The 25827-nt window shown below is 53.3% G+C and carries 21 protein-coding genes; 8 read left to right on the top strand and 13 right to left on the bottom strand.

The window, feature by feature from the left end; genetic code table 11:
- Positions 1–190: 190 nt before the first annotated feature.
- A complete protein-coding gene (locus AB1656_09645) occupies positions 191–1084 on the bottom strand; it encodes an NAD(P)-dependent oxidoreductase (protein MEW6235637.1) in 894 nt (297 codons plus the stop codon).
- 399 nt (positions 1085–1483) lie between these two features.
- Here AB1656_09645 and AB1656_09640 point away from each other — a divergent pair, with 399 nt between their 5' ends.
- Positions 1484–3775, top strand: a complete 2292-nt coding sequence (locus AB1656_09640) for a DEAD/DEAH box helicase (protein ID MEW6235636.1) — start codon at positions 1484–1486, stop codon at positions 3773–3775.
- 218 nt (positions 3776–3993) lie between these two features.
- Here AB1656_09640 and AB1656_09635 read toward each other — a convergent pair whose 3' ends face one another.
- A complete protein-coding gene (locus AB1656_09635; GenBank protein MEW6235635.1) occupies positions 3994–4794 on the bottom strand; it encodes a formylglycine-generating enzyme family protein in 801 nt (266 codons plus the stop codon).
- Between the two features lie 15 nt (positions 4795–4809).
- Positions 4810–5289 (bottom strand): Rieske (2Fe-2S) protein, encoded by a 480-nt coding sequence (locus tag AB1656_09630; protein MEW6235634.1) that lies wholly within the window; start codon positions 5287–5289, stop codon positions 4810–4812.
- 429 nt (positions 5290–5718) lie between these two features.
- Between AB1656_09630 and rsmD the strand changes: the two genes are divergently transcribed.
- A complete protein-coding gene (gene rsmD / locus AB1656_09625; protein ID MEW6235633.1) occupies positions 5719–6282 on the top strand; it encodes a 16S rRNA (guanine(966)-N(2))-methyltransferase RsmD in 564 nt (187 codons plus the stop codon).
- A gap of 53 nt (positions 6283–6335) precedes the next feature.
- On the opposite strand, the gene rdgB is transcribed toward rsmD, so the two are convergent.
- The 4 genes from rdgB to AB1656_09605 all read right to left on the bottom strand — a co-directional run bounded on the left by rdgB (position 6336) and on the right by AB1656_09605 (position 8665).
- Positions 6336–6938, bottom strand: coding sequence for an RdgB/HAM1 family non-canonical purine NTP pyrophosphatase (rdgB, locus tag AB1656_09620; protein MEW6235632.1), 603 nt, complete (start codon positions 6936–6938; stop codon positions 6336–6338).
- A gap of 25 nt (positions 6939–6963) precedes the next feature.
- Positions 6964–7308 (bottom strand): nucleotidyltransferase domain-containing protein, encoded by a 345-nt coding sequence (locus AB1656_09615; GenBank protein ID MEW6235631.1) that lies wholly within the window; start codon positions 7306–7308, stop codon positions 6964–6966.
- 41 nt (positions 7309–7349) lie between these two features.
- On the bottom strand, positions 7350–7994 hold the full coding sequence (locus AB1656_09610; protein MEW6235630.1) for a hypothetical protein: 645 nt from the start codon (positions 7992–7994) through the stop codon (positions 7350–7352).
- 113 nt (positions 7995–8107) lie between these two features.
- Entirely contained in the window at positions 8108–8665 is a 558-nt protein-coding gene (locus AB1656_09605) for a prepilin-type N-terminal cleavage/methylation domain-containing protein (GenBank protein ID MEW6235629.1), read from the bottom strand.
- A gap of 103 nt (positions 8666–8768) precedes the next feature.
- Between AB1656_09605 and dinD the strand changes: the two genes are divergently transcribed.
- From dinD to AB1656_09585, 4 genes are all read left to right on the top strand, one after another.
- A complete protein-coding gene (dinD, locus tag AB1656_09600; GenBank protein ID MEW6235628.1) occupies positions 8769–9644 on the top strand; it encodes a DNA damage-inducible protein D in 876 nt (291 codons plus the stop codon).
- 356 nt (positions 9645–10000) lie between these two features.
- On the top strand, positions 10001–10735 hold the full coding sequence (locus AB1656_09595) for an acylneuraminate cytidylyltransferase family protein (protein MEW6235627.1): 735 nt from the start codon (positions 10001–10003) through the stop codon (positions 10733–10735).
- Positions 10732–11886, top strand: coding sequence for a UDP-N-acetylglucosamine 2-epimerase (gene neuC / locus AB1656_09590; protein ID MEW6235626.1), 1155 nt, complete (start codon positions 10732–10734; stop codon positions 11884–11886). The genes AB1656_09595 and neuC overlap by 4 nt, the downstream gene beginning before the upstream one ends.
- A gap of 175 nt (positions 11887–12061) precedes the next feature.
- Positions 12062–12937, top strand: coding sequence for an ABC transporter permease (locus tag AB1656_09585; protein ID MEW6235625.1), 876 nt, complete (start codon positions 12062–12064; stop codon positions 12935–12937).
- Between the two features lie 63 nt (positions 12938–13000).
- Here the strand turns inward: AB1656_09585 and argF are convergent, their stop codons facing one another.
- From argF to secD, 6 genes are all read right to left on the bottom strand, one after another.
- The gene (gene argF / locus AB1656_09580) at positions 13001–13936 is read right to left on the bottom strand and encodes an ornithine carbamoyltransferase (protein MEW6235624.1); all 936 of its coding nucleotides are present in this window, start codon (positions 13934–13936) and stop codon (positions 13001–13003) included.
- Between the two features lie 230 nt (positions 13937–14166).
- Positions 14167–15354, bottom strand: a complete 1188-nt coding sequence (locus tag AB1656_09575; protein ID MEW6235623.1) for an aspartate aminotransferase family protein — start codon at positions 15352–15354, stop codon at positions 14167–14169.
- Between the two features lie 24 nt (positions 15355–15378).
- Positions 15379–16266 carry an acetylglutamate kinase gene (gene argB / locus AB1656_09570; protein MEW6235622.1) on the bottom strand — a complete coding sequence of 296 codons (888 nt, stop codon included), beginning with the start codon at positions 16264–16266 and terminating at the stop codon, positions 15379–15381.
- Positions 16267–16707: 441 nt separating this feature from the next.
- The gene (gene hisG, locus AB1656_09565; GenBank protein ID MEW6235621.1) at positions 16708–17589 is read right to left on the bottom strand and encodes an ATP phosphoribosyltransferase; all 882 of its coding nucleotides are present in this window, start codon (positions 17587–17589) and stop codon (positions 16708–16710) included.
- A 195-nt stretch (positions 17590–17784) separates the two neighbouring features.
- Complete coding sequence (locus tag AB1656_09560; GenBank protein MEW6235620.1) at positions 17785–18936, bottom strand: L,D-transpeptidase family protein; 1152 nt, start codon at positions 18934–18936, stop codon at positions 17785–17787.
- Between the two features lie 274 nt (positions 18937–19210).
- Entirely contained in the window at positions 19211–21790 is a 2580-nt protein-coding gene (gene secD / locus AB1656_09555) for a protein translocase subunit SecD (protein ID MEW6235619.1), read from the bottom strand.
- Positions 21791–21969: 179 nt separating this feature from the next.
- Between secD and AB1656_09550 the strand changes: the two genes are divergently transcribed.
- Together AB1656_09550 and AB1656_09545 are read left to right on the top strand one after the other, a co-directional pair.
- Positions 21970–23916, top strand: coding sequence for a hypothetical protein (locus tag AB1656_09550; protein ID MEW6235618.1), 1947 nt, complete (start codon positions 21970–21972; stop codon positions 23914–23916).
- A gap of 126 nt (positions 23917–24042) precedes the next feature.
- A partial coding sequence (locus tag AB1656_09545) for a S46 family peptidase (GenBank protein ID MEW6235617.1) occupies positions 24043–25827 on the top strand: 1785 nt, incomplete at its 3' end.

Genomic DNA, 25827 nt, shown 5'->3' with positions numbered 1-25827 from the left:
ATCTGGGTCTGCACGCGGCGCTGCGCCGTCTCCAGGCTCGCCTTGGGATGGGCTTCCAGGTAGGCGTTTTGACGGCTCGCCAACGTTTCCACGCGGCTGCGATCTCTTCGGGCTTGCAATAGGTGAGATTGGCGAGAGTGCGGTTTTTGACGCGCCCTAACCTATTTTTCTACTTTTCTCATCATTCCATTCACAATCCATTCTCTTCCTTGGCGAAGAGATACACCGCGGAGTGGTCTAGCTTTCCGCATCCTTCTTGATCGAGTTTTTGGTACATGTCATTAGCTAAGGAACAGACGGGAATCTTCGCGGCGCAGTTTTTGGCGATGTCCATCGCGATGCGCAGGTCTTTGGCGTGATAGCCCAGGGCAAAGAAAGCCTTTTCGAAGGATTCTTTTAGCATTAACGGCGCCCGCACTTCCATCATGAAGGATCGGGCGGCGCCTTTGGAGATGGCGGCGATCACTTTTTCGGCGTCGATGCCGCTTTTGCGGGCGAGGACGATGGCTTCGGCGATGCCAGCGAGCGAGCTGGCGATGACGATCTGGTTCACGGCCTTCGTCAGTTGCCCCGCGCCCGCCGGTCCAATGTAGGTCAATGTCTTGCCTACGGCTTCGAGCGCAGGCCGGGCGCGTTGAAAAACGTCTTCGTCGCCGCCGATCATGATGGTAAGCGTTCCTAGCGCCGCGCCTTCGGGGCCGCCGCTGACGGGAGCGTCCAGGATGTCGATGCCGCGCGGCTTTAAGGCGTCGCTCATCTCTTGCGCCAGCTGCGGCGAGCTGGTGCTGCAATCGACGATAATTCCCCCCGGCGCCATGCGAGTGGAAACGCCGTTTGCGCCCATGACGACTTCCTTCACATCGGGAACGTCGGAAACGCAGGTAAAGACCAATTCGCTCTTCTCGCCCACATCCGCCGGGGAGGTGCAGGCGACGGCGCCCGCGTCTACGAGCGGCTTCATTTTGGCCGCCGTGCGGTTGTAGACGAACATCTGGAAGCCCGCTTTCAACAAATTGCGCGTCATAGGATCGCCCATCGTGCCCAGGCCGACGAATCCAACTTTGGTGATTTTCTCTTCGCTCATAATTCCTTCCTTATTTGCCGCGCCATCTGAAAATGAGGCGCTTTACTATGATTGATTCATACTTTAGGCCAACTTGGCGGATTGGGAAATGGACGCTTGACGGGCGAATGGCAAGTTATTGAATCACGGATAAAGCGAATTCTTTTGGATTTCACGGAAAAATCTTTCGTACAGTTTGATTTCTTGCAATAATTGTATTTCATATCTTTTTTTCGTGTTTTCCATTTTCTTTTCGCGTCTTCGTGATTCAAACGACGATAATAGGAAATTCCTTTAATTACCCATCGCGGGTAACATGACTTAATCATGCCTAAAGCTCTATCGACATTCCAATGAGCATAAAATTCTATCTATAATAATAGGGGAAGGATTTTATTTCGCTAATGCCTTGGGGTTGAGATGTCCGACGTTGAAATCGTATTAGAGAAGCTGCGTTCCGATCCCCGTTTTCGGGATAACATCACGTTTTGGCATACGCTGCCTGCGCAACCGCCGCAGTACGCCGAATGGCCGGAAGGCTTTTCGCCCGATATTCGGGCGGCGTTGGAGAAACGGGGCATCGAGTATCTCTATACCCACCAGGCGAAGGCGGTATGGCGCAGTCTTAAGGGGGAGAACGTCATCGTCGTGACGCCAACCGCGTCCGGCAAGACCATGTGCTACAACCTGCCGGTGCTGCATCATCTCGTTACGATCAATCCGGAAGCGCGGGCGCTTTATCTTTTTCCTACAAAAGCCTTATCCCAAGATCAGGTTTTGGAACTGCGCGATTTGGGGGCCAGCCTCAACCGCGACATCAAAATTCACACGTTCGACGGCGACACGCCTTCCAGCGCGCGGCGGGCTATCCGCAATTCCGGCCATATCGTCGTTACCAATCCCGACATGCTGCATACGGGCATCCTGCCGCATCATACGCTTTGGATCCGGCTGTTTGAAAATTTGGAATTCGTGGTAGTGGACGAAGTGCATCACTACCGCGGCGTTTTCGGCAGCCACTTGGCCAACCTTATGCGGCGGCTGCATCGCATCTGCCGCTTCTACGGCTCCAATCCGCGCTTTGTCTGCTGCTCGGCCACCATCGCCAATCCCAAGGAACTGGCGGAAAAACTGTTCGCCCGCAAATTCACGCTCATCGACGAAAACGGCGCCCCGCGCGGAGAGAAGCATTTTATCTTTTACAATCCGCCGGTTATCAATGCGGAGTTGGGCATCCGCAAATCCGTCATCAACGAGGCCAGCCGCATCGCCGCCTCGTTCGTGCTGGACGGCATCCAAACCATCGTTTTTGGGCGCAGCCGCCTGCGGGTGGAAATTCTGACTACTTATCTCAAGCGGGCGATGGAGCGCAACAAAAAAGACCCCAACCGCATCCGAGGCTATCGCGGCGGCTACCTGCCCAACGAACGCCGCGACATCGAAGAAGGAACGCGCAGCGGACGCTATCTGGGCGTGGTTAGCACTAACGCGCTGGAGTTGGGCATCGACATCGGACGCCTGAAAGCCGCCGTGCTGGCTGGCTATCCCGGAACCATCGCTTCTACATGGCAGCAGGGCGGACGCGCTGGACGCTCGCAGGAAGCCTCGGTAGTGGTGCTGGTTGCCAGCTCGGCGCCGCTGGATCAATTCATCGTGCAGCATCCGCGCTATTTCTTCGGAACCAATTCGGAGAACGGACTCATCAATCCCGACAATCTGGCCATCATGGTCAGCCACCTCAAATGCGGCGTCTTCGAGTTGCCCTTTCAGGACGACGAACGCTTCGGGCAGGAGGAGATTGAAGGCGTGATGCGCTATCTGGAAGAGGAGCGGGTGTTGCGGCGCAGCGGCGACAAATGGTTTTGGAGCAGCGCCGCCTATCCGGCGGAAGAGATATCGTTGCGCTCGGCTTCTTCGGAAAACTTCGTCATCATCAACACGTCGGACGGCAACCGCGTTTTGGGCGAAGTAGATTTGCACAGCGCGCCGATGCTGATCCACGAACAAGCCATCTATCTGCATCAAAGCCAGACCTTCGTCATCGACAAACTGGATTGGGACGGACGCACCGCCTACGCCCGCGAGGTGGACGTGGATTATTATACCGACGCCGTGGAAGAGAGCGACATCAAAGTGCTTTCCTTCGATCTCACCAGCCGCATCGATAACGAAAAAGCCAATTCCACCGCCTGCGCCTTTCGCTACTTCGGCGAAACGGCTATTAGTTCCATCGCTCCCAAATACAAGAAAATACGCTTCGAAACCCACGAAAACGTCGGCTTCGGACAAATCCATCTTCCGCAATTGGACAAGCAGACAGAAGCCTATTGGCTGGAACTTTCGGAAGAGCTTGCGCGCAAGCTAACGGAGGAACAGGTTGACCTCGGCGGAGGAATGCGCGGACTGGCGACGGCGCTGAACAACGTGGCGCCGGTGTTCGTCCTCTGCGATCCCAGAGATTTGCGGGCGGTTCCCATGGTGCGTGCGCCGTTTTCGGGGCTGCCGACGATCTACCTCTACGACTCCTATCCCGGCGGCATCGGCATTGCCCGCCGCATCTACGACATCGACCAACAAGTCTTCGCGGCGGCGGACGAACTGATCCGCCAATGCGGCTGCCGCCACGGCTGCCCCTCCTGCGTCGGCCCGCCGTTGGAAGTGGGAAACAAAGGGAAAGAGAGCGCGCTGGCGGTTTTGAATTACTTGAAATAATAGAACAGCGCGATACATTCGTTCTTATACCAAATGCCTTTCGATTTGATGCATTGGGCATGACAAAAAATGGGAGGGCGAACCTCCTGGTGAGCCGCTTACTGTCCAGAACGGTTCGGCAGGAGCCTCACCCTTCCAATCCTATTTGAGCATACATCAAACTGAAACGCATATTGAACGAATCGCGACGTTTATTTCGCCAATTCGCATCAAATCGTTTACGGCGCTCTTTTGACGCAGCGGAAGCCTCTGTCGTCGTCCCAAGGATAGGAGAGGGGCGGTTTGCAGGGGGAGAGGCGGGGGGCGATGGTTCCTGCGAAGAGATTGTCGGCGACGAAGCCTTGCCGGGTTTTGTATCGAAAGCAGCGCGTCCACGATCCGCCGAGTTCGATATGAGCGCCGTCGCAGATTATGGCGTATTCCCAAGCGTTTCCCACCATATCGTAAAGCCCCCATGCGTTGGGCTGTTTGGCGGCGACGGTATGGCTTCCTTTCAGCGAATTGCCGCGATGCCAGACATTACGGTCGTCGAATTCGTCTCCCCAATAATAAACCGTTTCCGATCCAGCGCGGCAAGCGTAGAGCCATTCCGTTTCCGTCGGCAAATCTACGCCCGCCCATTCGGCGTAATGCTGCGCATCCGCGAAACTTATATAAACAACAGGGTAGTTTTCCCGTTGTTTGAAACCGGGCGTTTTCCAGTTGAACTTATTGCCAGCCTTTTCCGCATCGGAGACATAGCCGGTTTCGCGAACGAAGCTGCGAAATTGTTTGACGGCGGTCTCGGTTTTCGCCATCCAGAAACCTTGCTCGATCTCAACGCGCTCCTTCGAATAGGTTACGGTTTCCGTAACGGCGCGGGGAACTTCCGCCGTAAAACTTCCCGCCGGAATCCAGACGAAAATCATTCCGTCTTTGGGATTGCGCCATGTCTTCGGTTTGGAATTCGATGCGGGCGCTAGAGATGCGGATGCAAAGAAAAAAGGGAGCAATAGTAGAAAAGTAAAATTCCTAAACATGATGCGCCTCTAGGTTTAGAGTACGATTTCGAGTTTGCCGTCTGTCAGCATAACGGGATAGACTTTTAGGGGCGTTGGAGCGGGGCCTTTGACGACGGCGCCGTCAAGGCCGAAGATGGAATGGTTATAGCCGTTGCATTGCAAAACGCCCCGTTTGGGATTGAAACTGAGAACCTGATTGCCATGCGTGCAGAGGCGGGACAGGGCGAAATACTCTTTGCGGTTGAAGCGAACGATGATGATCTGGAGCGGCATTTCCGGCCTGACGATGGCGGCTGCGCCGCCGATGGGATGCAGAGAAGCTGCTTTCGATAGGTCGACAATGATAGATTTTTTGCCGATTGCATAACTATCCGGTTCCAAATCCGGCATATCGAAGGGAGATTGCGCCGAGGGCGAGGCGCTTTTTCGCTGTTGGCAAACGCAGCCGGAGGCGGTGAAAGCAGCTAGCGCGGCGGCGCCGGCATGAATGAATTCGCGGCGGTTGAAAGACATGGCCGGGATTCCTTTCTTTTCGTTTTGGAAAGGCTGTATATGGAAGATATCCCATTTTTGCTGGTTCGAATATCCGTAAAAATACCTAAATTCGCACTTCTTAACTCATGTTACGCAGCCTGGGTGAGTGGGCGTCTCGCCCGCAGATTGGAGCAACCGATCCAACGCAGCGCATGGATTTATTTTTTTGTTGCGTTTTCGAATCACGAAACCACAAAAAGACGCAAAAAACACGGACTTCCCGACTTCGCACTTGCAACACCCAAAATTTCACGAATGGCGTCGAAAAGGATTTTCTGACGCCGCCTCCGAAAAATGCTATTCCGGCTGCTGGCCGGACTCAATACTTTCTCTTTCAGCATATACAATTTGTTTGAATTTCGCGAATCCTTTTTTGCTCTGCCGGCTCGCGCCGGAGAAAGGCCGTTCATGCGCATTATCGCCGGGAAATATAAAAACAAAACCATTGTAACGCCGCCGGGACTTACAACGCGCCCGCTTTTGTCGCGCATACGAAAATCGCTGCTGGATATCCTTCAGCCGCATTTGGATGGAAAAAAGTTTCTCGATCTCTTCTCTGGAACTGGCGTGATGGCGCTGGAAGCGTTGAGCCGGGGCGCGTCCTACGCCCTCAGCATCGACGCGGACGATGCGGCGCTCAAGGCCGCCCAAACCAACTTCCAGAAAATCTGCCCCCAGGAAAACTATCGCATCATCCGCGGCGACGTACTGTTAATGATCCCCAAATTGGCGGCGCAACGAAAACCTTTCGATGTGATCGGAGTTACCCCGCCCTTCGGCGCAGGCCTCGTTGACGCCACACTCAAGAAACTAGAAGAATCTCCCGGCCTGATGACGAAGGACGCCGTCGTCTTCGCCCAACACGATGTGGAAGAAGAAATCCGCCTGGATTGGCCGCATCTGGAACACGTACGAACTAAGAAATACGGGCGAAACGTGTTTGATTTCTTTATGCCGTTTGAAGAGGAATAAATCCGGGGGGCGAGGGAAAGGTTTTTTTCTGCCCTTGATCTTGATCAAATAATTTATTCGATAAGCGCTTGTAAGAATTCCACGGCGGCGCGCAAGGCTTTTCCCCGATGGCTGACTGAATGTTTTTTTGGGGGGGGGACTTCGGCGAAATTTTGGCCGAAGGACGGATAATAAAAGATGGGATCGTAGCCGAATCCGCCGGAACCGCGCGGTTCGCGGGCGATGAATCCTTCCGCGGTTTGCCGCGTAGTAAACAAAATCTCCTCGCCGCGGGCGATGACGGCGGCGCAGACGAAACGCGCTGTCCGCCGCTCATCGGGTACGTCTTTCATTTCTGCTAGTACTTTGGCTGTATTCTCTTCGTCCGTCGAATCGTCTCCACGCGCATAACGGGCGGAATAAATCCCCGGCGCCAATCCTAGCGCGTCCACTTCCAAGCCGGAATCGTCCGCCAACGTCAATAGTCCCGTATGGGTCGATGCGGCGACGGCCTTGATGCGGGCGTTTTCTTCGAATGTTTTGCCGTCCTCGACGGCGTCAGGACAATCGGGAAAATCGCTCAGAGCGATGACGCGCCATCCAGAACCGTCAAGCAGTTCCTGCAATTCCTTCAGTTTTTCCCAATTTTTCGTGGCGAGTAAGAGAATTTTTTCCATTCGGCGGTTTATATATGGATGCTTATCAGGGCTTTTCTTCCGTCAAGAAATCCAAGGGCGCTCCATGCCGAAGAATATAAGCGGCGAAGCTTCCGATGGGCGGATTTGCTAACACGGACGCGGGAAAAAGATGCGCTTCCATATCTGCGCCGCATTCTATCATCACGCGGCCCATCGCTTTCGCTCTCTGCCGGATATCCCAATTCTCAATCCCTTCCATAAAAACGGCGATGTCGATATCGCTCCACGGGCCGGGATTTCCCTCAACCTGGGAACCGAACAGATACGCGGCCCGCACGCAGCCCATGCGCGATAGAATACGAACGGCTTCCAGCGAAAGGACTTTTATATCTTCGCGGATTTCATCCATTGCAACTACCTGCTTTTATCTTTTTATATTGCCAACACCGTTTACGGTTTCACGATTCTCCCGAAATATTCCAGCGAGGGCGGCGGTTTGATGATTTCGGAAAAGATAATGCCCGCGCGTACGGGATCCTTTTCGGCGTTTTTCATAATTCTGGCGAGCGCTGCAGGATAAGCCCTCTTCACCGTCGCGGGCTTAACGAAAGCGGCGGCGATAGGGATAGGTTGAGGCGTTGGTGAGGGAGCCGCAGCGGCGGATTGAGGCTTAGGCTCCGGTTTCGGCTTGCGCGGAATTTTTTTTGGACGGGGCGGTTCTTCTTCAACGAAGACCTCATCCGCATCCAACAGTTCTCGTAGAATTTTGCCCCACGGGCTTTCCTGAGCAGGAACGTTGATCGGTTTTTCTTCTTCCAAAGCTGCGGGCTGAGGCTTAGGCGCCGGACGTTTCGGGGCTGGTCGAGTTCTATTATCATCGGGCGAAACGGCTTCCCAAACTGGCCTTTGATCTGGGCTGACAGGTGGAGCAGACTGGCGCTCCGGTTTGGGTTGGACAACAATGGGCGGCGTTGAGGATGGAACGTCGCCGTCTTCATCCTTTTCATAATTTCCTTTGAGGAAGGAACCAACGCCTTGTATCAAAACGGCGATCAAAATTACTAAGGGAACGATTAAATCTTGTAAATCCGACATCGTTATTTTCCAGTCCTATTCTATGATACCGATAATAATAGCACGAAAACGGCGCAATTCATGAGTAGAACCAATAGACTAGGTTTTAGGAAGAATGGCGCATCCCGCCGTTTCTAAGGGCCGAAACGATAGATATCCCCCCGGCTAACGACGCCATTGCTTGGCTCGTATGCCACAGCACCCCACGGAATCGAACCGCCGCGATCCCAATCCTGCGTCGTTTGATCGGGACCGAAACCGATGATGATCCAGTTGGGCGAAAGTTTGCCGGGACCGTAATGATGCTGGCGCAAGTCGAGAAATACGTTTTTAGGCCACTCGCTGGCAGTATCGTTGTGGTAAATGTACTCTTTAGCGGAGAGATGCCCCGGCACGCCCCATTTGTTGAAGGGATCGATGGGAATGGTATTCATGTAGGGCGTGGGCGATACCAGTTCCTCCAAGCGGGTGAAGGATTGAAACACCCCGCCAGTGGAAGAATTGGGAAAATCGTTGCAATCGATGCGGTATAGTTCCATCGCCGTGGCCATCGCTTTGATATCTCCCTCCACCCGCGCGATTTTGGCTTTGGTCTGAGCGAGCAGAAAATTGGGAACGGCGATGGCCGCGAGGACGCCGATGATCGCCACGACAATCAAGAGTTCGATGAGTGTGAAAGCGCTCTTTGTCATTGCAATACCCAGCGATAAGAATGAATTTATTATAGCAGAAGAAGTAGAAATCGGCGTTTCGGTTTGATAGAATTAAGCCCTATCTCAATGGAGGGATTTAAGGATGAACCAGGATAATCTACCCGCAACCAAAGGGAAATCGTTTGAAGAACTAAAAAAGATTAACGAACACGGCGCCGAATATTGGAGCGCAAGAGACCTTCAGGTCATGCTGGGGTACAGCCAATGGCGCCGATTCGAAGAGGCGATTAAAAGAGCCGTCACTTCTTGCGAACAATCGGGAAATGAACCGGCGAACCATTTTGCCGGCGCCGGCAAAATGGTCGAACTTGGTTCGGGAAGCGTTAGAGAAGTTCCCGATTTCCACCTCTCACGCTTTGCGTGTTATCTTATAGCCCAGAACGGCGATCCGCGTAAACCGGAAATCGCTTACGCTCAAAAGTACTTCGCCATTCAAACGCGGCGACAGGAACTATCGGAGGAATTGGCCGCCGATCTTGAGCGGCTGGAATTGCGCAAGCAAACCTCGGAGGAATTTAAAGCGCTGTCAGGAGCAGCGCGGGAGGCGGGAGTTCAAAATAAGATGTTCGGCGTTTTTCACGACGCTGGTTATAAAGGGCTTTATGGGGGATTGGGAAATGTAGATATCAAAAGAAAGAAGCGCATCCCCGAAAAAGAAAATCTGATGGATCGCATGGGAACCACCGAATTAGCGGCCAATCAATTCCGCATGACTCAAACGAGAGACAAATTGGCGAGAGAAGGAATTCGCAACCAGGAAGCCGCCATCGGCGCGCATCATCAAGTTGGCCAAGAAGTGCGGGAAGCCATCAAGCGGATTGGCGGGACGCTGCCGGAAAATATTCCTCCCGCCGAGCACATCAAACAAGTGGAACAACGGATTAAAAAAACGCCAGCGAAATTGAAATTGGACGATGAAGACGCCAAGGGATTGATTGGCGGCGAGGAAATCGGATAAGTTGAAAATCGAACGACTAGCAGCAATGGTTTGGAGAAAATAGATTATAATCTCATGTTACGCGCAATGGATAATTAAAGGAATTTTTTACACTCGTCGATTGAATCACGAAGACGCGAAATGAAAAGAAAAACACGAAAAATAAAAAACTAGTTAGGGCAAGGGATCGCGCCGTAAGAAGGATTTTTCTTTGGAATCCCGATGAATCAGTGATTTGAAAATTTCGCGCCTTTTCGTGTTTTCGTGATTCAAAAACGCAGTAAGAAGGCAGGCTATTTCTTAGGGATGAAGATTGATCCAAAGGGCGAGAGAATTGAGATTGCGTAACATGAGTTGTTAGTTGAAAGTCCATCCTCATGACGGAAAAAGCCATTCCCCATACCCTAGCCGTCATCCCGGCGCGCGGCGGTTCCAAAGGGCTGCCGCGAAAGAACGTGCGCCTATTGGGCGGCATTCCACTGATTGCCCATACCATCCGCGCCGCATTGCGAAGCCGCATCGAGCGCGTCGTCATCTCTACCGACGATGAGGAGATCGCCAAAATCGCCAAAGGCTGGGGCGCGGAAGTTCCCTTCCTGCGTCCGTTGGAGTATGCCGGAGATTCTGCCACGTCGCTCTCCGTGCTTCTCCATACGCTGCGTTTCTTGGAGGAAAAAGAGGAGTATTCCCCCAATCATGTCGTATTTTTGCAGCCGACTTCGCCGTTTCGCAACGCCCGCCATATCGACGAAGCGTTGGACAAGCATCTTAAATCGGGCAAAAAATCGCTCATATCCGTAACGGACGTGCAGGAATTTCATCCCTATTTTATGTTTTCCATCGACAACGCGAGTAATCTCGAACCGCTTTTCATTCTCGAAAACCGCCCCCTGCGCCGCCAGGATCTGCCCGCATTCTACCGGATTAACGGCGCAATTTATATTTCCAAACGCTCTTACTACGACAATCTGACGGATGACGCCGCCATCTTCGATTGGGCCTCGTTGGCGGCTTACGTCATGGACGCGCCCAGTTCTGTGGATATCAACGATTATCTCGATTTTCAGAAAGCGGAATTGATGTTGAAGCATGAAGGGGAACATAAATCATGAGGCGCATCGCCGTCGTTACCGGGACGCGCGCCGAGTACGGCATTCTGCATCCGGTCATGGAGCGCATCGCCTCTTCCCCGGCGTTGGAATTGGCCGTCATCGCCGCTGGAATGCACCTCTCGCCGGACTACGGCTTGACGGTGCGCGAGATCGAACGGGACAAAATGCCTTTGGCCGCCAAGGTGGATATGCTCTTCAGCAGCGATCTGCCCTCGGCGATGGCTAAGGGGTTAGGGATTGGCATTTACGGGATGGCTCAGGAGGTCGAGCGCCTCAAGCCGGACGCTGTCGTCATATTGGGGGATCGTGTGGAAGCTTTCGCCGGGGCTATTGCGGGCTTGTTTGGCGGGGCGGTTCTGGCGCATATCCACGGCGGAGAGGTTACCCAGGGCGGTTTCGACGAATACATGCGTCACGCCATCACCAAATTAAGCCATCTCCATTTCGCCGCCACTCCCAAAAGCCGCGAGCGAATCGTCCGGTTGGGCGAGAATCCCGATTATGTCTTTCATACGGGGACGCCGGGACTGGACGCCTTGCAGAAATACCCGCGCTTATCGGACGAGGAGATTTCCCAACGCATCGGCTTTCCTCTGCCGGAACGCTACGCGTTGATTGCGCAGCACCCCGTTTCCACTCGTCCTCATGCCGCCGCCGCCGAGATCGCCGCTACGCTGGAGGCGTTCAAGCGGTCGGGACTGCCCTGCTTCCTGATGTCGCCCAACGCCGATGCAGGCGGACGAGAGATGTTGGCTAAAATTCGCGAATATCAAAAAGGGGATTGGTTGAAAACCATCGTCCATGTTCCCCGCGCCGTCTATTGCAACCTCTTGCGCCGTTGTGCGGTTTTGGCGGGCAATTCCAGCTCGGGAATCATCGATTCGCCCGCTTACGGCGTCCCGGCGATCGATATTGGCGATCGGCAGGCGGGACGCGAGCGCGGCGATAACGTTATCAGCGCTCCGCCCATCCAAACGGAAATCGAAAAAGCCATTGATCGCGCCTTGAACGATGCGGAATTTTTACGAAAAGCGTGGAACACGGTCAATCCCTACGGAGATGGCAAGGCTTCGGAGCGGATCGTCGAGATTTTGGAAACGGCGGATTGGGAACGGACGAAAAATGAAAAACGCCATGCGGCGGATTTGTGATTAATTCTTTCTGCTCTTGAGCGTTCTTTGCGGGGTGGCAAGGGGAAGGCTGTTTTTGCCCTTGATTATTATTCTCGACTTGTGAGTAAAGATCGGCAATTTTGGGAGAGAAATTTAAAAGCAGTATATTCATCGGTGATTGGTATAACTCTTTTTTAGGAGTCTAATTTATTTTATGGTTTTGTTAAGTGAACGATGCAAAGTTCTCTTGGCCCCTGCGAGGCGCTTGGAGTTATGGCCATATCGGGGCTTGATCCGTCAATTGGCGGCGCGGGATTTGAAGGCGCGTTATAAGGTTTCGGCGCTGGGATTTTTTTGGAGCCTTTTGCGGCCTATGTTGACTATCGCCGTTTTAGCGGGCGTGTTTTCCATGATGGGACTGCAAAGCGCGCGGTATGCGGTTTCCTATCCCGTTTTCCTGCTGGCCGCCTATATGCCTTGGTTTTATTTTTCCATGGGATTGATGGAGGGCGTCCATTCGCTGCTGGGGAATTCCCATCTTGTGAAAAAAGTATATTGCCCGCGGGCGGTTTTTCCGGCGGCGGTGGTTTTGGCTAACCTAGTCAATTATCTATTGTCGTTTTTCGTGCTGTTGCCGATTTTATACGTCCTGCCGTTGGCGCGTCCCGCCTGGACGTTGTTGCAACTGCCGCTGGCCGTAGCGGCGCTGACGGCGTTCTTGTTGGGATTGTGCTTCATCGGATCCGTATTGAATGTTCTCTATCGCGATACGACGCAGATCGTGGAGTTTCTCGTCTTCATCTGGTTCTATCTCTCGCCGGTGTTGTACGACGTGTGCGACGTATCTTCCAAACTGCCCCGGTACGGCGTCTATTTCTATTTTCTCAATCCCATGGCGGGACTGTTGGAATGGCATCGCTACGCCTTCCTCTCGGCGCATCTCAATATGAACCATCCGGAAAGCGCCGCCGTTAACGGATTCATTACCCATTGCGCCATACCCTACGCCGCCACGGTAAGCCTCCTCGCGTTATGGGGAGGATATCGCTTGTTGAAGCGATTGGAGACGCGGGCGGTGGACGAAATGTAATCCAAAGAAAAAGGCGCGCATCCTGCTGGACGCGCGCCCCGTTAACGCCTTCTAATCCCTTTTTTACGATTTCGCCTCTACTAAGAATTTCATAATGGCTTTTTGCGCATGAAGCCGATTTTCCGCCTGATCGAAGATAATGGAATTGGGCGACTCTAAGACGGCGTCCGTCGCTTCCTCGCCGCGATGAGCCGGGAGACAGTGCATGATAGCAGCGTTCTTAGGAGCGAGGGCGACAAGTTCCTCGTTGACCTGATAAGCCTTAAAATCATGCAATCGCTGCTCTGTTTCTTCCTCCTGGCCCATGCTGGTCCATACGTCGGTATAAATCGCTTCCGCCGAAACGATGGCTTTGCGGGGATCGCGTTCGAACATAATGGCGCCGCCGGAATTGCCGGCCAATTCTCGGCCGCGGTCGAGAACATGAGTCATCGGTTCGTAGCCGTGAGGCGTGCTGACCGTCAGATTGAATCCTAGCATCCCGGAAATGAGGATGAGCGAATTGCATACGTTATTGCCGTCGCCGATGTAGACGAGATTGAAGCTCTCCAGGCGTCCGCGTCCGCGCAGCCGATCCCAAATGGTGAAGACGTCGGCCACGGCCTGACAGGGGTGGTCTTCGTCGGAAAGAGCATTGATGACGGGGATCGATGCGTATTCCGCCATCTCCATGATTGTGGTCTGCTGGAAAACGCGGGCGGCAATAATATCGACCCAGCGGGAGAGATTGCGGGCGATATCCTTGACCGGTTCGCGCTTGCCCAGGTTGATGTCGTGGTTGGTGAGATAAATGGAGAATCCTCCCAGCTGTTGGATGCCCGCTTCGAACGTTACCTTAGTGCGCAAAGATTTTTTCTCGTTAATCATGGCCATAGACTTGCCCATAAGGCTAGTGCGGAAGCGAAACGGATCGTCTTTCATTTCCGCCGACAGTTTAAGAACGGCCCATAGTTCGTCCCGGTTAAAATCAGTAACAAAACGAAAATCGCGTTTACTCATGGCTCTCTCCCAGAGATGAATCGGCTATTCTTCAATGCCTTCTTGATTATGAATAAAAAAAATCGGTCTCGTGGACGATCTCATTAGTTTCCCAATTTCATCGAATCATACATCGTTCCAAAAAGAATCCATGCCTCCCCCTTGGCAGAGGGAGGCATATTTGACGCCATCGAAATGGATGGTTTTATCTCAAACGTAGGATGGGTTGCGATGTTTAACCCATCGATTTCCTACGGCAATAATTCATCCAACGCAGCGATTGCCTCGAAAAGCAGATTCTCTTCGATGATGAGAGGCGGCAGGAAGCGCAAGACTTCCGGTCCCGCCGGTCCGGCGATGTAGCCGCGTTCGAGCAATTTCAGGAGAAGTTCGGCGACGGGAAAATTCATTTGGACGCCGATCATCAATCCTTTACTCCGGACTTCGAGGATGCACGAATGTTTCTTTTTCAATTCGTTCAATCGGTTCCGGAATTCCTGTCCCAGCCGTTTGGAACGCTGCGGCAATTTTTCGTCAAGAAGAACGTTGAACGCGGCGACTCCAGCGGCGGCCGCCAGGGGATTGCCTCCAAACGTGGCGGCGTGGGTTCCGGGAACGAACGCCTGCGCCGGTTCGTCCTTGGCAAGCAGCGCGCCGATGGGAACGCCGCCCGCAAGACTCTTCGCCAAGGATATCAGATCCGGCTCGAAGCCCAATTCCTCGCTGGCGAAAAGATGTCCGGCGCGTCCGAGGCCGCATTGCACTTCGTCGAATATCAGAAGCAAATTGTTTTCGTCGCAAAGTTGGCGCACCTGCTTGAGGTATTCCTCATCGCAGGGATAAACGCCGCCTTCGCCCTGAACGGGTTCGATCAAAACAGCGCAGACCGATTTGTTAACGGCGGAGCGCATGGCTTCGATGTCGTTGATGGGAACATGGATAAAACCTTCCACCAAGGGTTGGAAGCCGTGATGGTACTTGGTCTGACCCGTAGCGGAAAGCGCGCCCAGCGTGCGGCCATGAAACGAATTCTTCAAGGCGATGATGCGATGGCGTCCTTCGCCGTATTTATCGAAGGAATAGCGCCGTGCCATTTTGATGGCCGCTTCGATAGCTTCGGTCCCGCTGTTGCAGAAAAAGACTTTATCCGCCGGGCTGTGTTTCACCAGCAGGCGCGCTAGTTCGACCTGGGGTTCGATGAGATACAGGTTGGAGACGTGCAGCAGTTTTCCCGCCTGCTCGCGAATCGCCGCCGTTACTTTGGGGTGGCAATGGCCCAGGTTGTTGACGCCGAGTCCGGAGAGAAGATCCAAATATCGACGCCCCTTGGAATCCCATACGTAGGCGCCTTCGCCGCGAACGAGCGCGAGGCTGCGGACTCCATAGTTATTCGTTAGATACTGTTGGGCGTTGGTTTGGATCGTTTCCGCCGTGGTCATTTTATTACCCTTTCTTCAGATGGTTCAGCGGTCGGGATAGACTTGCGTCCCGACGCCGGTATCCGTGAATAGTTCCAAAAGGACGGAGTGGGGAACCCGTCCATCGATGATATGCGCTTTCTTCACCCCGCCGCCGATTGCCCGCAGGCAGGCTTGAAGTTTTGGAATCATGCCGCCGTCGGCTTTGCCGGAGGCGATCAATTCCCGCGCTTCGCTGGCGCTGAGGGAGGAGATGATCGAATCGGGATCGTTTTTGTCTCGCAGCACGCCTGGCGTATCCGTCAAGAGAATCAAGCGCTCGGCGATCGTAGCGCGGGCGATTTCGCCCGCCGCCGTGTCGGCGTTGATGTTGTAGGCGTGGCCATCTTCGCCGACGCCGATGGGCGAGAGTACGGGGATAAAGCCGCCCTGCTCCAGCGTGCTCAATACCTTGGCGTCGATGGATTGAATCTCGCCGACATAGCCGATATCGATGGCGTTGTCGGGATCGGCCTGGGTGCGGTGCATCAATTTTTTGACGCGGATGAGATTGGCGTCCTTGCCGGAAAGCCCCACGGCCTTACCGCCTTCCATATTCATAAGGGCGACGATCTCTTTGCCGATGGAGCCGGTCAGCACCATCTCTACGATATCGACGGTCTCTTTGTCCGTTACGCGCACGCCGTCGATGAATTGCGTATCCCGTCCCAAACGCTTCAGCAATTGCGTAGCTTGAGGGCCGCCGCCGTGAACCACGAGCGGCCTCATGCCGACATAGTCGAGCAATACCACGTCGCGGCAGAACTCCTGCTTGAGGTCTTCCTTGTTCATCGCGGCGCCGCCATATTTGATGACGATGGATTTGGCGTAAAACTGGCGGATATAAGGCAGCGCCTCGATCAGATGCTGCGAGAAGAGTTCTCTGTCCGACATGTTGGTTGATACCTTTGCAATTATGCAAAATCGTTATGCGTTATGGTGGGCTACGCTTCGCTTTGAGCCCACCCTACCCAACTGGCGTCTCATTATGGCGTTTCTGAATCACGAAAACGCGAAATGGCGCGAATTTCACGAAATTTTCGCATCTCGGATTTCACAAATTCTCTTGAATTCCACGGAATAATCTTCTCCACATCGCGAGTTCTTAAGTCAACCGCTTTTATTTTCTATTTTTTTCGCGTTTTTCTTTTTCATTTCGCGCTTTCGTGATTCAAACAACGAACGCAATAGATGAGTAGGGTGGGCTCAAAGCGAAGCGTACCCCACCATATTTCCACGCCATTCATCATTCGAAAATCGATCAGATGAAAACCATAATTTTATAATCGTTTTGGATTTTCGCATCCGCTGCAATATCTTTTTTCCAAAAAAATTTCAATAAATCACCTTATTCAGCGAATATTCGATAATCCCCACGGCTCCGGCGCGCTTGAGAGCGGGAATGATTTCGCGCACGATCTTTTCATCGACGACGATCTCCAACGCGCTCCAGCCTTTTTGCAGCAGGCTGGAAACCGTCGGATTGGTGATGCCTTCGGGCAGCACTTTGAGGACGGCGTTCATATCGGCTTCGCGCACGTTCATCTTCAAGCCTACCTTTCCGCCCGCTTCGATGGCGCCGGAAAGCAGCATGGCGATGCGCTCCAGTTTGTCCCGCTTCCAATCGTCCTTCCAGGCGTCATGGTTGGCGATGAATTTGGTTTGCGATTCGAAAAGCGTTTCCACGATGCGCAGTTTGTTGGCGCGCAGGGAGGAGCCGGTTTCCGTCACGTCGATAATGGCGTCGACGAGCTGCGGAACTTTGACCTCCGTTGCGCCCCAGGAAAATTCCACTTCCGCTTTTACGCCATTCTGTTCTAAGTAGCGTTTGGAGGCGTTGACCAGTTCGGTGGCGATGCGCTTGCCTTGCAAGTCCTTGACGCTTTGTATAGGGGAATCTTCCGGAACGGCGAGCACCCAGCGCACGGGACGCGTCGAGGCCTTGGAATAGCAAAGAGTGGCGATTTCATGAACGTTGGAATCGTTTTCCAAAATCCAATCATGCCCGGTGATGCCCGCGTCCAAGGCGCCGTCTTCGACGTAGCGCGACATCTCCTGCGCCCGCAAAAGCACGATGGAGAGTTCGGGATCGTCCGTTTCCGGAAAGTAGGAACGCTCGCGGACGGAGATGACGTAGCCCGCCTTGCGAAATAGTTCGAAAGTCGATTGCTGCAGGCTGCCTTTAGGCAAACCCAGGCGAAGAATTTTCTGGTTCATGGTTTTACTACCTTAATTTTATTATTTCATCCGGCGGAAACGCGAAAGAACTCGAAATTCCGCGATATTTCTCATCCCAGCCTTGAAAGGCTAGGCTATTTTCAAATGCCCCTTTAAAGGGGCAAACGACACTAGCCATTTCAACGGCGGGTTTACTTTTCTCGCCGTGCGTATCATGACTTACTAATACAAGGATTACTCCATATCCTCCACAATCGTTACCGGCGTTCCGTAGGTAACGATCTTATAGAGTTCGATAACCGCTTCGTTGTACATGCGGATGCAGCCCGCGCTTTTGCGGAAGCCGATGGTTTCGGGGGCGTTGGTGCCGTGGATGCCCAAGCCCGTCTTCTGTCCATCGGTGGTGGAGATTCCCATCCAGCGGACGCCGAGGGCGTTTTCGGGATCGCCTGGCTCCGCGACTCCGCCTTCCGGCTTATACCATTTGGGATCGATTTGCTTTGTGGTTATGACATATTCCCCGGCGGGGGTTTTGTAACTTTCCGTACCGATGCCGACGGGATACCACTTGATAAAGCGACCGCTCTGCGAGAGAAGGTTGAGGCGGCAGTTGCTTTTATCGACGACGATGTGAAACGGCTCTTTGGGAACCTTGATTTGCCGTCCCGGCTTAAGCGCGTTGGGTTTGAAATTGTTGGCCTCGCAGAGAAAGGCGGAGGTGGTTTTATAGATATCGCTGATTTTGTCGGCGGAATCGCCGGGCTGCACGGAATAGAGTTGGCAAAATTCGTCCAGCCGGGGCGACCAAAGCCGTTCTGAATTGATCTTGGTGATAAAATCCTTGGCAGCCGCTTCCACGTTCGGGTTTTTGGGTTTGGCGTCGACAATTTGATAGAAGAGTGACAGCGCTTTTTCGGGATCGCCGGTGGCGTAGGAGATGGCGATTCCCGCTAGGGCCTGCTCTTTAATTTTATCGTCCGAAGATTTTGACGCGTCTTCGTAAATGGAACGCGCTTCGTCAGGCTTTTCGTTAATGAGCGAATTGGCCAGATTCATACGGGCTTCCAGGCGATAGACGCTTTCGGGAAACTCGTCTGCAATCCGCCGCCACAGGCCGATCGCTTCCTTCGCGCCGAGTTTTTCATAGGTCTGGGCGAGAAGATAAAGGGCTTTATCGGCTTGCTCGAAGCGTTTTCCCCGTTCGACGACGGGGAGAAGATTCTTGACGGCGCCGTTGTAATCCTGAGATTCCAGCATCGCCTCGGCGAGGTGCATTTTATCCAAACTGTCTTCCTTCGCTTTGCGCTGTTTCATGGTCAGGACGAATGCGCCCATAGTAGCCGCGATGACTACAACCAAAACGAAAATGGCAATATTGCGAATCATGTCATCCTCTCAATTCCAGTACTTTTTTCCTGCGTTCGGAAGCGTGCGTAGGATGGGTCGCGCCGTTTGACCCATCGATTGCAAATATACATAAACCTGAAGGGTCAAAAAACGCGACCTATCCTACTTTTCTACGCAATCCTGACTATGCCGTTAGCCCATTCCTAAAAAAGAAAGGGATAAAAAAAGGAAATACCCGCTTCGATGAAGAAGCGGGCCATTTTCCTAAAAAAATATTATAGTCGATCGCAGCGTTCTTCGTAAATGAAGAATGTCAGCTGACAGGCTGCATTTTCTTTGAGACTTTTTTAGGCCCTTGCTTCTCGAGCACGAATAATAGGGGGCTGGCGACGAAGATCGACGAATAGGTTCCAATGACGATGCCGATGAGCAGCGTAAAGGAGAAATCGTGAATAACCGATCCGCCGATTAGATCGAGCGCAATAAGCACGAAAAGCGTCGTCATGGCTGTATTAACGGTTCGCGACAAGGTTTGGTTAATGCTATTGTTGACCAGTTCTTTGAAATTCATGATTTTCGAAGTGTAATTTTCGCGGATGCGGTCGAAGACGACGATCGTATCGTTAAGCGAATATCCCAGCACGGTCAGCAGTGCGGCGACGATGGGCAGGTTGAATTCCGTGCCGGTGAACGCCAGGATCGCCAGAGTGAAGAACAAATCGTGGAACAAACAAATAACGGCGGCCAGGGCGAAGCGGAATTCGAAACGGGCGGTGATGTACAACAAGATGCCGATACTGGAGAATATTATGCAATATACGGCTTTCAACAGCAATTCGCCGCCTACCTTGGCCCCAACGGTGTCTGTTCGCAACACCGTAAAGGGATGATCGGCCTGAAGGGCGTCTTTGACCTTCGTTTCGAATTGTTGCGAGGATTCGACTTCGCCTTCGCGCACGCGGATGAGCATCTGATTCTCGCTGTCGAGAACTTCCTGGATGATGGCGCCTTGAAGGCCAGTGGAGGAGAGCCGGCTGCGGACATCCTGGACGTCAGTCTGATTTTGGAAGGCGACGAGCATTTCCGAACCCCCCGCGAAGTCGATGCCCTTGAAACTGGACCAGAATACGGCGAGGTAGAGGAATCCAATTACGCCGATGGATAACGTCGTCGCCAGACAAGTGATGGGATAGGAGAAAAAGTTGATATGCGTCTTGCCGAAAAAATGGATTTTTCCGACGTTAAGCGTCTTCATGCCGTAAGCGAACATCACATCGAGGATGACGCGGGAAACGAAGACGGCGGTGAACATGGAAATCAGGATGCCGAGAGAAAGCGTTACGGCGAAGCCCTTGATAGGACCGGTTCCGAACTGGAAGAGAACCAAGGCGGTGATCAACGTGGTGATGTTGGAGTCGAAGATGGTCATGAAAGCGCGCCCGAAACCCTTGTCGAGGATGAGCTGAATCGTCTTCGATTTGCCCTGAAGCTCCTCGCGCAAGCGTTCGTAGATAAGAACATTGGCGTCCACCGCCATGCCGATGGTGAGCACAATGCCGGCGATGCCGGGAAGAGTTAATGTGGCTTTAAACATGGCCATGCCCGCCAGAAGGAGAAACAAGTTCAATATAACGGCGACGTCGGCCACGATGCCGGTTACGGCATAATAAACCGCCATGAAGACGATGACTACGGCGCCGCCGATGACGCCGGCCATCAAACCTTTATTGATGGAGTCGGCGCCGAGAGAGGGGCCGACGACGCGGCTTTCCGCGATGCTGAGCGGCACGGGCATGGCGCCCGCGCGCAGTACGACGGCGATCTGGCGCGCTTCTTCGCGGTCGCCGATGCCGGTGATGCGGGCGCTGCCGCCCCGGATTTCGCCTTCAATCCTGGGCGCCGTATAAACGCGGTTGTCCATGACGACGGCCAGACGCTCCCCAACGTTTTCTCCGGTGATCTGGGCGAAAGTGTTGGCGCCCTTGGCGTCGAATTGCAGCGAGACGTTAGGCTGGTTGGTCATAGGATCGAAATAGACGTAGGCGTCTTTCAGGCTCTTGCCTGTGAGGCGCGTTTTACTGTAGAGAAGATAAAGATACCGATGGGGGAAGTTGTAATATTCGGTGGGCTTCTCCTCGGCGCCCCATACGAACATGTATTCGCCGGGAATGAGGCTCTTCACTTCTTTGCGGGCCAGGATTTCGCTGACGAGACGAACATTGTCGGGATCTTCCACGGCCAATCCGGAAAATCCCGTTGTCTTTTCGGCGAAGAGGGTGAGAAAATCCTCTTCTACAAGCGCATCGATATCGCCGATAATCTGCCCCAATTCTTCCGGCTTGGGCAACAGGTGGAAGCTCAGTTCCGCCGTAGCCTGCACCAAGTCGCGCACGCGGGCGGGATCGCTGAATCCGGGCATTTCCAGCACCAGCCGGTTGGGAGGCTGGCGAACTAGAGCCGTCTCCGCCACGCCGTACTGGTCGACGCGGTTTTCGATAATGGCGGCGGCGCTGCCTAAAGCGTATTCCGCCTTGCTTTCGACTTGCTCGTCGTCCAGGCTGGGATCGTTCTGGCGGATGTCCGCTCGAACTTTATCCATATCCACTTCGATAACCATGTGGACGCCGCCCTGAAGGTCTAGTCCCAGGCGGATGCTGTCGTCCTTCAGGTTGCGGAACCAATGGCTGACTTCGTCGATTCTCCTTTTTCTTTCCGAGGCGTCGATTTTCTTTTCTTCATAAAGTTTCTGTACTTCTTCCAACTCGGGGGGTTGTTCGAGGTTGCGCGCGACGGGATCGTAGGAATAGAATTTGAGCGTCGGCATCAGCATCCAGAGGGAGAAAAGAATAATTGCGGCAATTAAAACGATTTTCCAAACCGGAACCCTCTGCATAATCGGATAAACTCCTTTGGGAAAGTTAACGAGAAGAGTCCGCGCGCCTTGCGGACAGCCGGAACAAGGGAACGCGCAAAGAACAAATATTACATTCGCCGTTGGGGCTGTCAACATGTATGAATATATGAAGGCGGCCTGAAGATTATTATACGCTCTGGTTGGAGGAGCGCCGCGCTATGCGTTTTTTTCCTCGGCGAACGTTCTTTTGGGGCTTCGCTCTCATTCTTTTGCTCTTTGGCCGGGTACGCATCGCCCCGCCGGATTTGGCTTTCTATTATTCCTGCGGGCGGTCGTTGGCCTACGATTTGGATTTTTGCTACGCCAACGAATACAGCCATTTTCGTTTCGCCCCCCACGAAACGTATCTTACGAAGCCAGGTTATCCCGCCAACGATTGGCCGATAGGGACGGGAATCGCGTGGATTCCCTTTCTGGCGGCGGCAAGGCTGGCGAAATCGATAGGGAGTTGGATCGGAGGAGGCTCCCCTCCCGATGGTTACGGCTGGATCGATCAATGGATTGTTACGTATGGCTCGACGTTGCTTTACGGCGGAGGGACGCTATGGTTGTCCTATTTTTACGCCCGGCGCATGGGAGCCGCCAAGCAGGCGGCGATTTGGGCGACGGCGTTCATCGGGCTTGGCAGTTCCTTCACTTATCATCTTTATGTGAACTCCGCCGATTCCCACGCACCCTCCGCTTTTTTTATCGTCATATTCTTGTTGCTATGGCGGCGGCAAAAAGCCAAACCATCGTTCTATCACGGCTTGGCTTCCGGATGCGCCCTAGGAATGGCGGCCTTGATTCGCCCGCATAACCTATTGTTTCTTCTTACGCCCATTCTGGAAATCGTATGGGATAAACGCAATCGACGCACGCAGGATGCGCCTTTAAGGAAGGATAGCGCGGCATTCGCCGCCCTGTTGGCGGGAACCATAGCGTTCTTTTTTCCGCAGATGTTGCTATGGAAGCAATTGTACGGCTCCTGGCTGGCTTTGCCGCGATCGGAAGACGTTTTCTGGCTGCATCCTCATCTTTGGGATACGTTATTCTCCGATTTTCACGGCATGATCTCCTGGTCGCCCTTGTTTGGCTTGGGGCTATTGGGGCTGTCCTTGAATCGGCGATGGCTGCCGCTAGCGGCGCCGGTTATGCTGCAACTTTACATATATTCATGCAATATCGCTTGGTGGTCGGGGGGATCGTTTGGCAACCGGCGCATGTTGGGATGCGTTCCGCTGCTCATTCTTGGCTTAGCGGGACTATTCGAACGCATCCCAAAAGTCTGGCTGAAAATCTTAGCGGCGGCTTGCGCGTTATGGACATGGCTATTGCTTAACGCCGAAGTGGGAGGAGCGATTCGGCTGGATCATTATCAAAAGTGGAGCGAAATCATCCTCGCCGTTTCCAATGGATTTTGGAATGGAATCGCCCATCAAATCCCCTTTGACGAGTGGCAAAATCATTTTGCTGAACGTTTGGCTGGATGCGCCATTGCGCTAGCGGTCTTGGGGATCGGTTATGTCATCCTGTGTTGCAGCCAGGGTAAGAGGGCGGCGCTGTTGGCGTGCGCTGTGATCGGCTTCAATCTACTTTGCCTCGCGGCGATTCCCCGCAGTTCCAAGGCGCTGCGGACGGCGGATGTATCCGGGTACAATCGATACGATCGGTTTTCGTGGGTGATCTATTACGAAAAAGGCTTTTACCTGGCGCTTAGAGGCCGGGATTTGGAGGCGTCAGAGAGCTTGCTTGCAGCGGTGACGCTGGAACCGAGCCATTCGCAGCCGTGGATGTATATCGGCGAGATTTGCCGCCGCCTGAATTGGACTCCGTTGGATTATCATTATTTCTGCGCCGCTATGATGCAGGGACAGCGGCGGGATTTCTTCTTAAAAAAATTCGTTGATATCATCGATAAGATGATCGATTTCGACGCCAGCAATCGCCATCGGTACTACAATCAACGCGGCGTCGTCCATGCGTTGCTGGGAGAATCGATTGCCGCCGAGGAGGATTTCCGCATGGCGGCGCTGCTCGATCCGGATTTCATCTATGCGAAAAACAATCTCCAAATCCTGCGCGAGAGAAATCAAGGCGCTCAAATGCCTTGGCAATGGAAATAGGATTTGCCGTAACGCAGTGCGAAAGGACGCCTTGGCCTTGATTCACTTTTTTTCTCTATGAAATCCATTATTATCCATAAATTGCTAGATAGAACATTTTCTTTATCTCGAATTTTGGAGAATAAAATGAAAGCCATCCTCAAAATATTCGCCGTCATTCTTCTTCCCGCCATCGCCGCCGCCTCGGATCAAACCAACCGCCTCTACCAGCCCGGCGGCATGTGGATGCCCCATCAAATCGCCGAACTTCACGGCGAAACGCTAAAGAAGATGGGCTTGCAACTCGATCCCGCCGTCTTCGCCGATCCCTTGCAATTTCCCCTCAACGCCATTGTCAGCCTGGGCGGCTGCTCCGCTTCTTTCATTTCCGCCGATGGCCTTATCATCACCAACTACCATTGCGTACGCGGCGCCTTGCAGTACAACTCTACGGAAAACGCCAACCTCCTTAAAACCGGATACCTGGCCCATGACCGCAGCCAGGAACTGTTCGCCGGTCCCACTGCCCGCGTCTATGTCGTTACCGCCATAGACGATGTAACCGAGCGCATGTTAAACGGCGCCGCCGATCTTGCAGACGGCTTGGAGCGCTATAAGGAACTGGAAAAGCGCGAAAAGCAGATCGTGGAAGCTGCCGAAAAATCGAAGCCCAATACGCGCTGCGAAGTCGCCCGCTTCTACGGCGGCGGCAAGTTCTATTTGATAACCAAACTGGAGATTAAGGACGTGCGCCTCGTCTATGCCCCCCACAACGGCGTCGGCGAATTTGGCGGCGAGATCGACAATTGGATGTGGCCCCGCCACGACGCTGACTTCTCTCTCCTGCGCGCCTATGTCGGCCCCGACGGCAAGCCCGCCGAATATTCTAAAGACAACGTCCCTTATAAGCCCAAATCCTTTTTGAAAATCGCCGATGAAAGCTTCAAACCCGGCGATCTGGCCTTCGTCGTCGGTTATCCCGCCGTCACCGAACGCCTCACGACGGCGAAGGAAGTCGTCGAGGAAATCGAATGGCGCCTGCCCCGCACGATCCGCTTTTATCAACAGCATATCGACGTCCTCAACGCCGTCGCCAAGGACGATCCCGATCTGAAAATCAAAGCCGCCTACACCCTGGCCGGACTCGAAAATTATAAAAAGAAATACATCGGAACCCTCGAAGGCGCACAAAACGAAAAACTGGTGCAGAAGAAAAAAGACGAAGAAGCAGCGCTGACGCTATGGATTCAATCTTCGCTTCAAAACAAACAGGAATACGGAAATATCATCGAAAAAATCAACGGATTGATCGGCGAATCCCAAAAATCCCGCGAGACGAATCAAACATTGAAATTCCTCGCCTACCGCCGCACCGCTCAGCTGCTTAACGCAGCCATCGACATCGTGCACATGGCGGAAGAACGCCCTAAACCCGACCTCGAACGCGATCCCGATTATCAAGAACGCAACTGGAAGCGCCTGGAGCAAGCCCAAGAACGCCTGCAAAAAAATTATTCCCGCGCCATCGAACAAGCCATATTCGAACTCGACCTAAAAGATTGCTTTTCGCTGGAGGAAGAGTTGCGCCCGCAAGTCGTAGAAGACTTCCTCGCCTCCGCCGATGTTTCAGACGAGACGATCCATCAAAAAGCGGAGGAATTATTTAGCGGGACGAAATTGGGAAACCTGGACGAGCGCCTGAATCTGCTGCGTTCGGCGTCAATAAAAGACATGCAAAACAGCGAAGATAAACTAATCCAATTCGCCCTAAAACTCAGCCCCTGCCTGGAAAAAATCAAGGATAAAGAGAAACGCCTTTCCGGTGACATGATTCTCGCGCGCCCCATCTACTACAAAGCGTTGGAAGCCTTCCATCAAGGCGTCCTCGCGTCCGACGCCAACGGAACCATCCGCATCTCCTACGGAACCGTG

The organism is Candidatus Omnitrophota bacterium, assembly GCA_040755155.1.
Lineage (GTDB): Bacteria > Hinthialibacterota > Hinthialibacteria > Hinthialibacterales > Hinthialibacteraceae > JBFMBP01.
The sequence above is the reverse complement of the archived record's forward strand: the minus strand, read 5'-3'. Positions and strand labels throughout refer to the sequence as shown.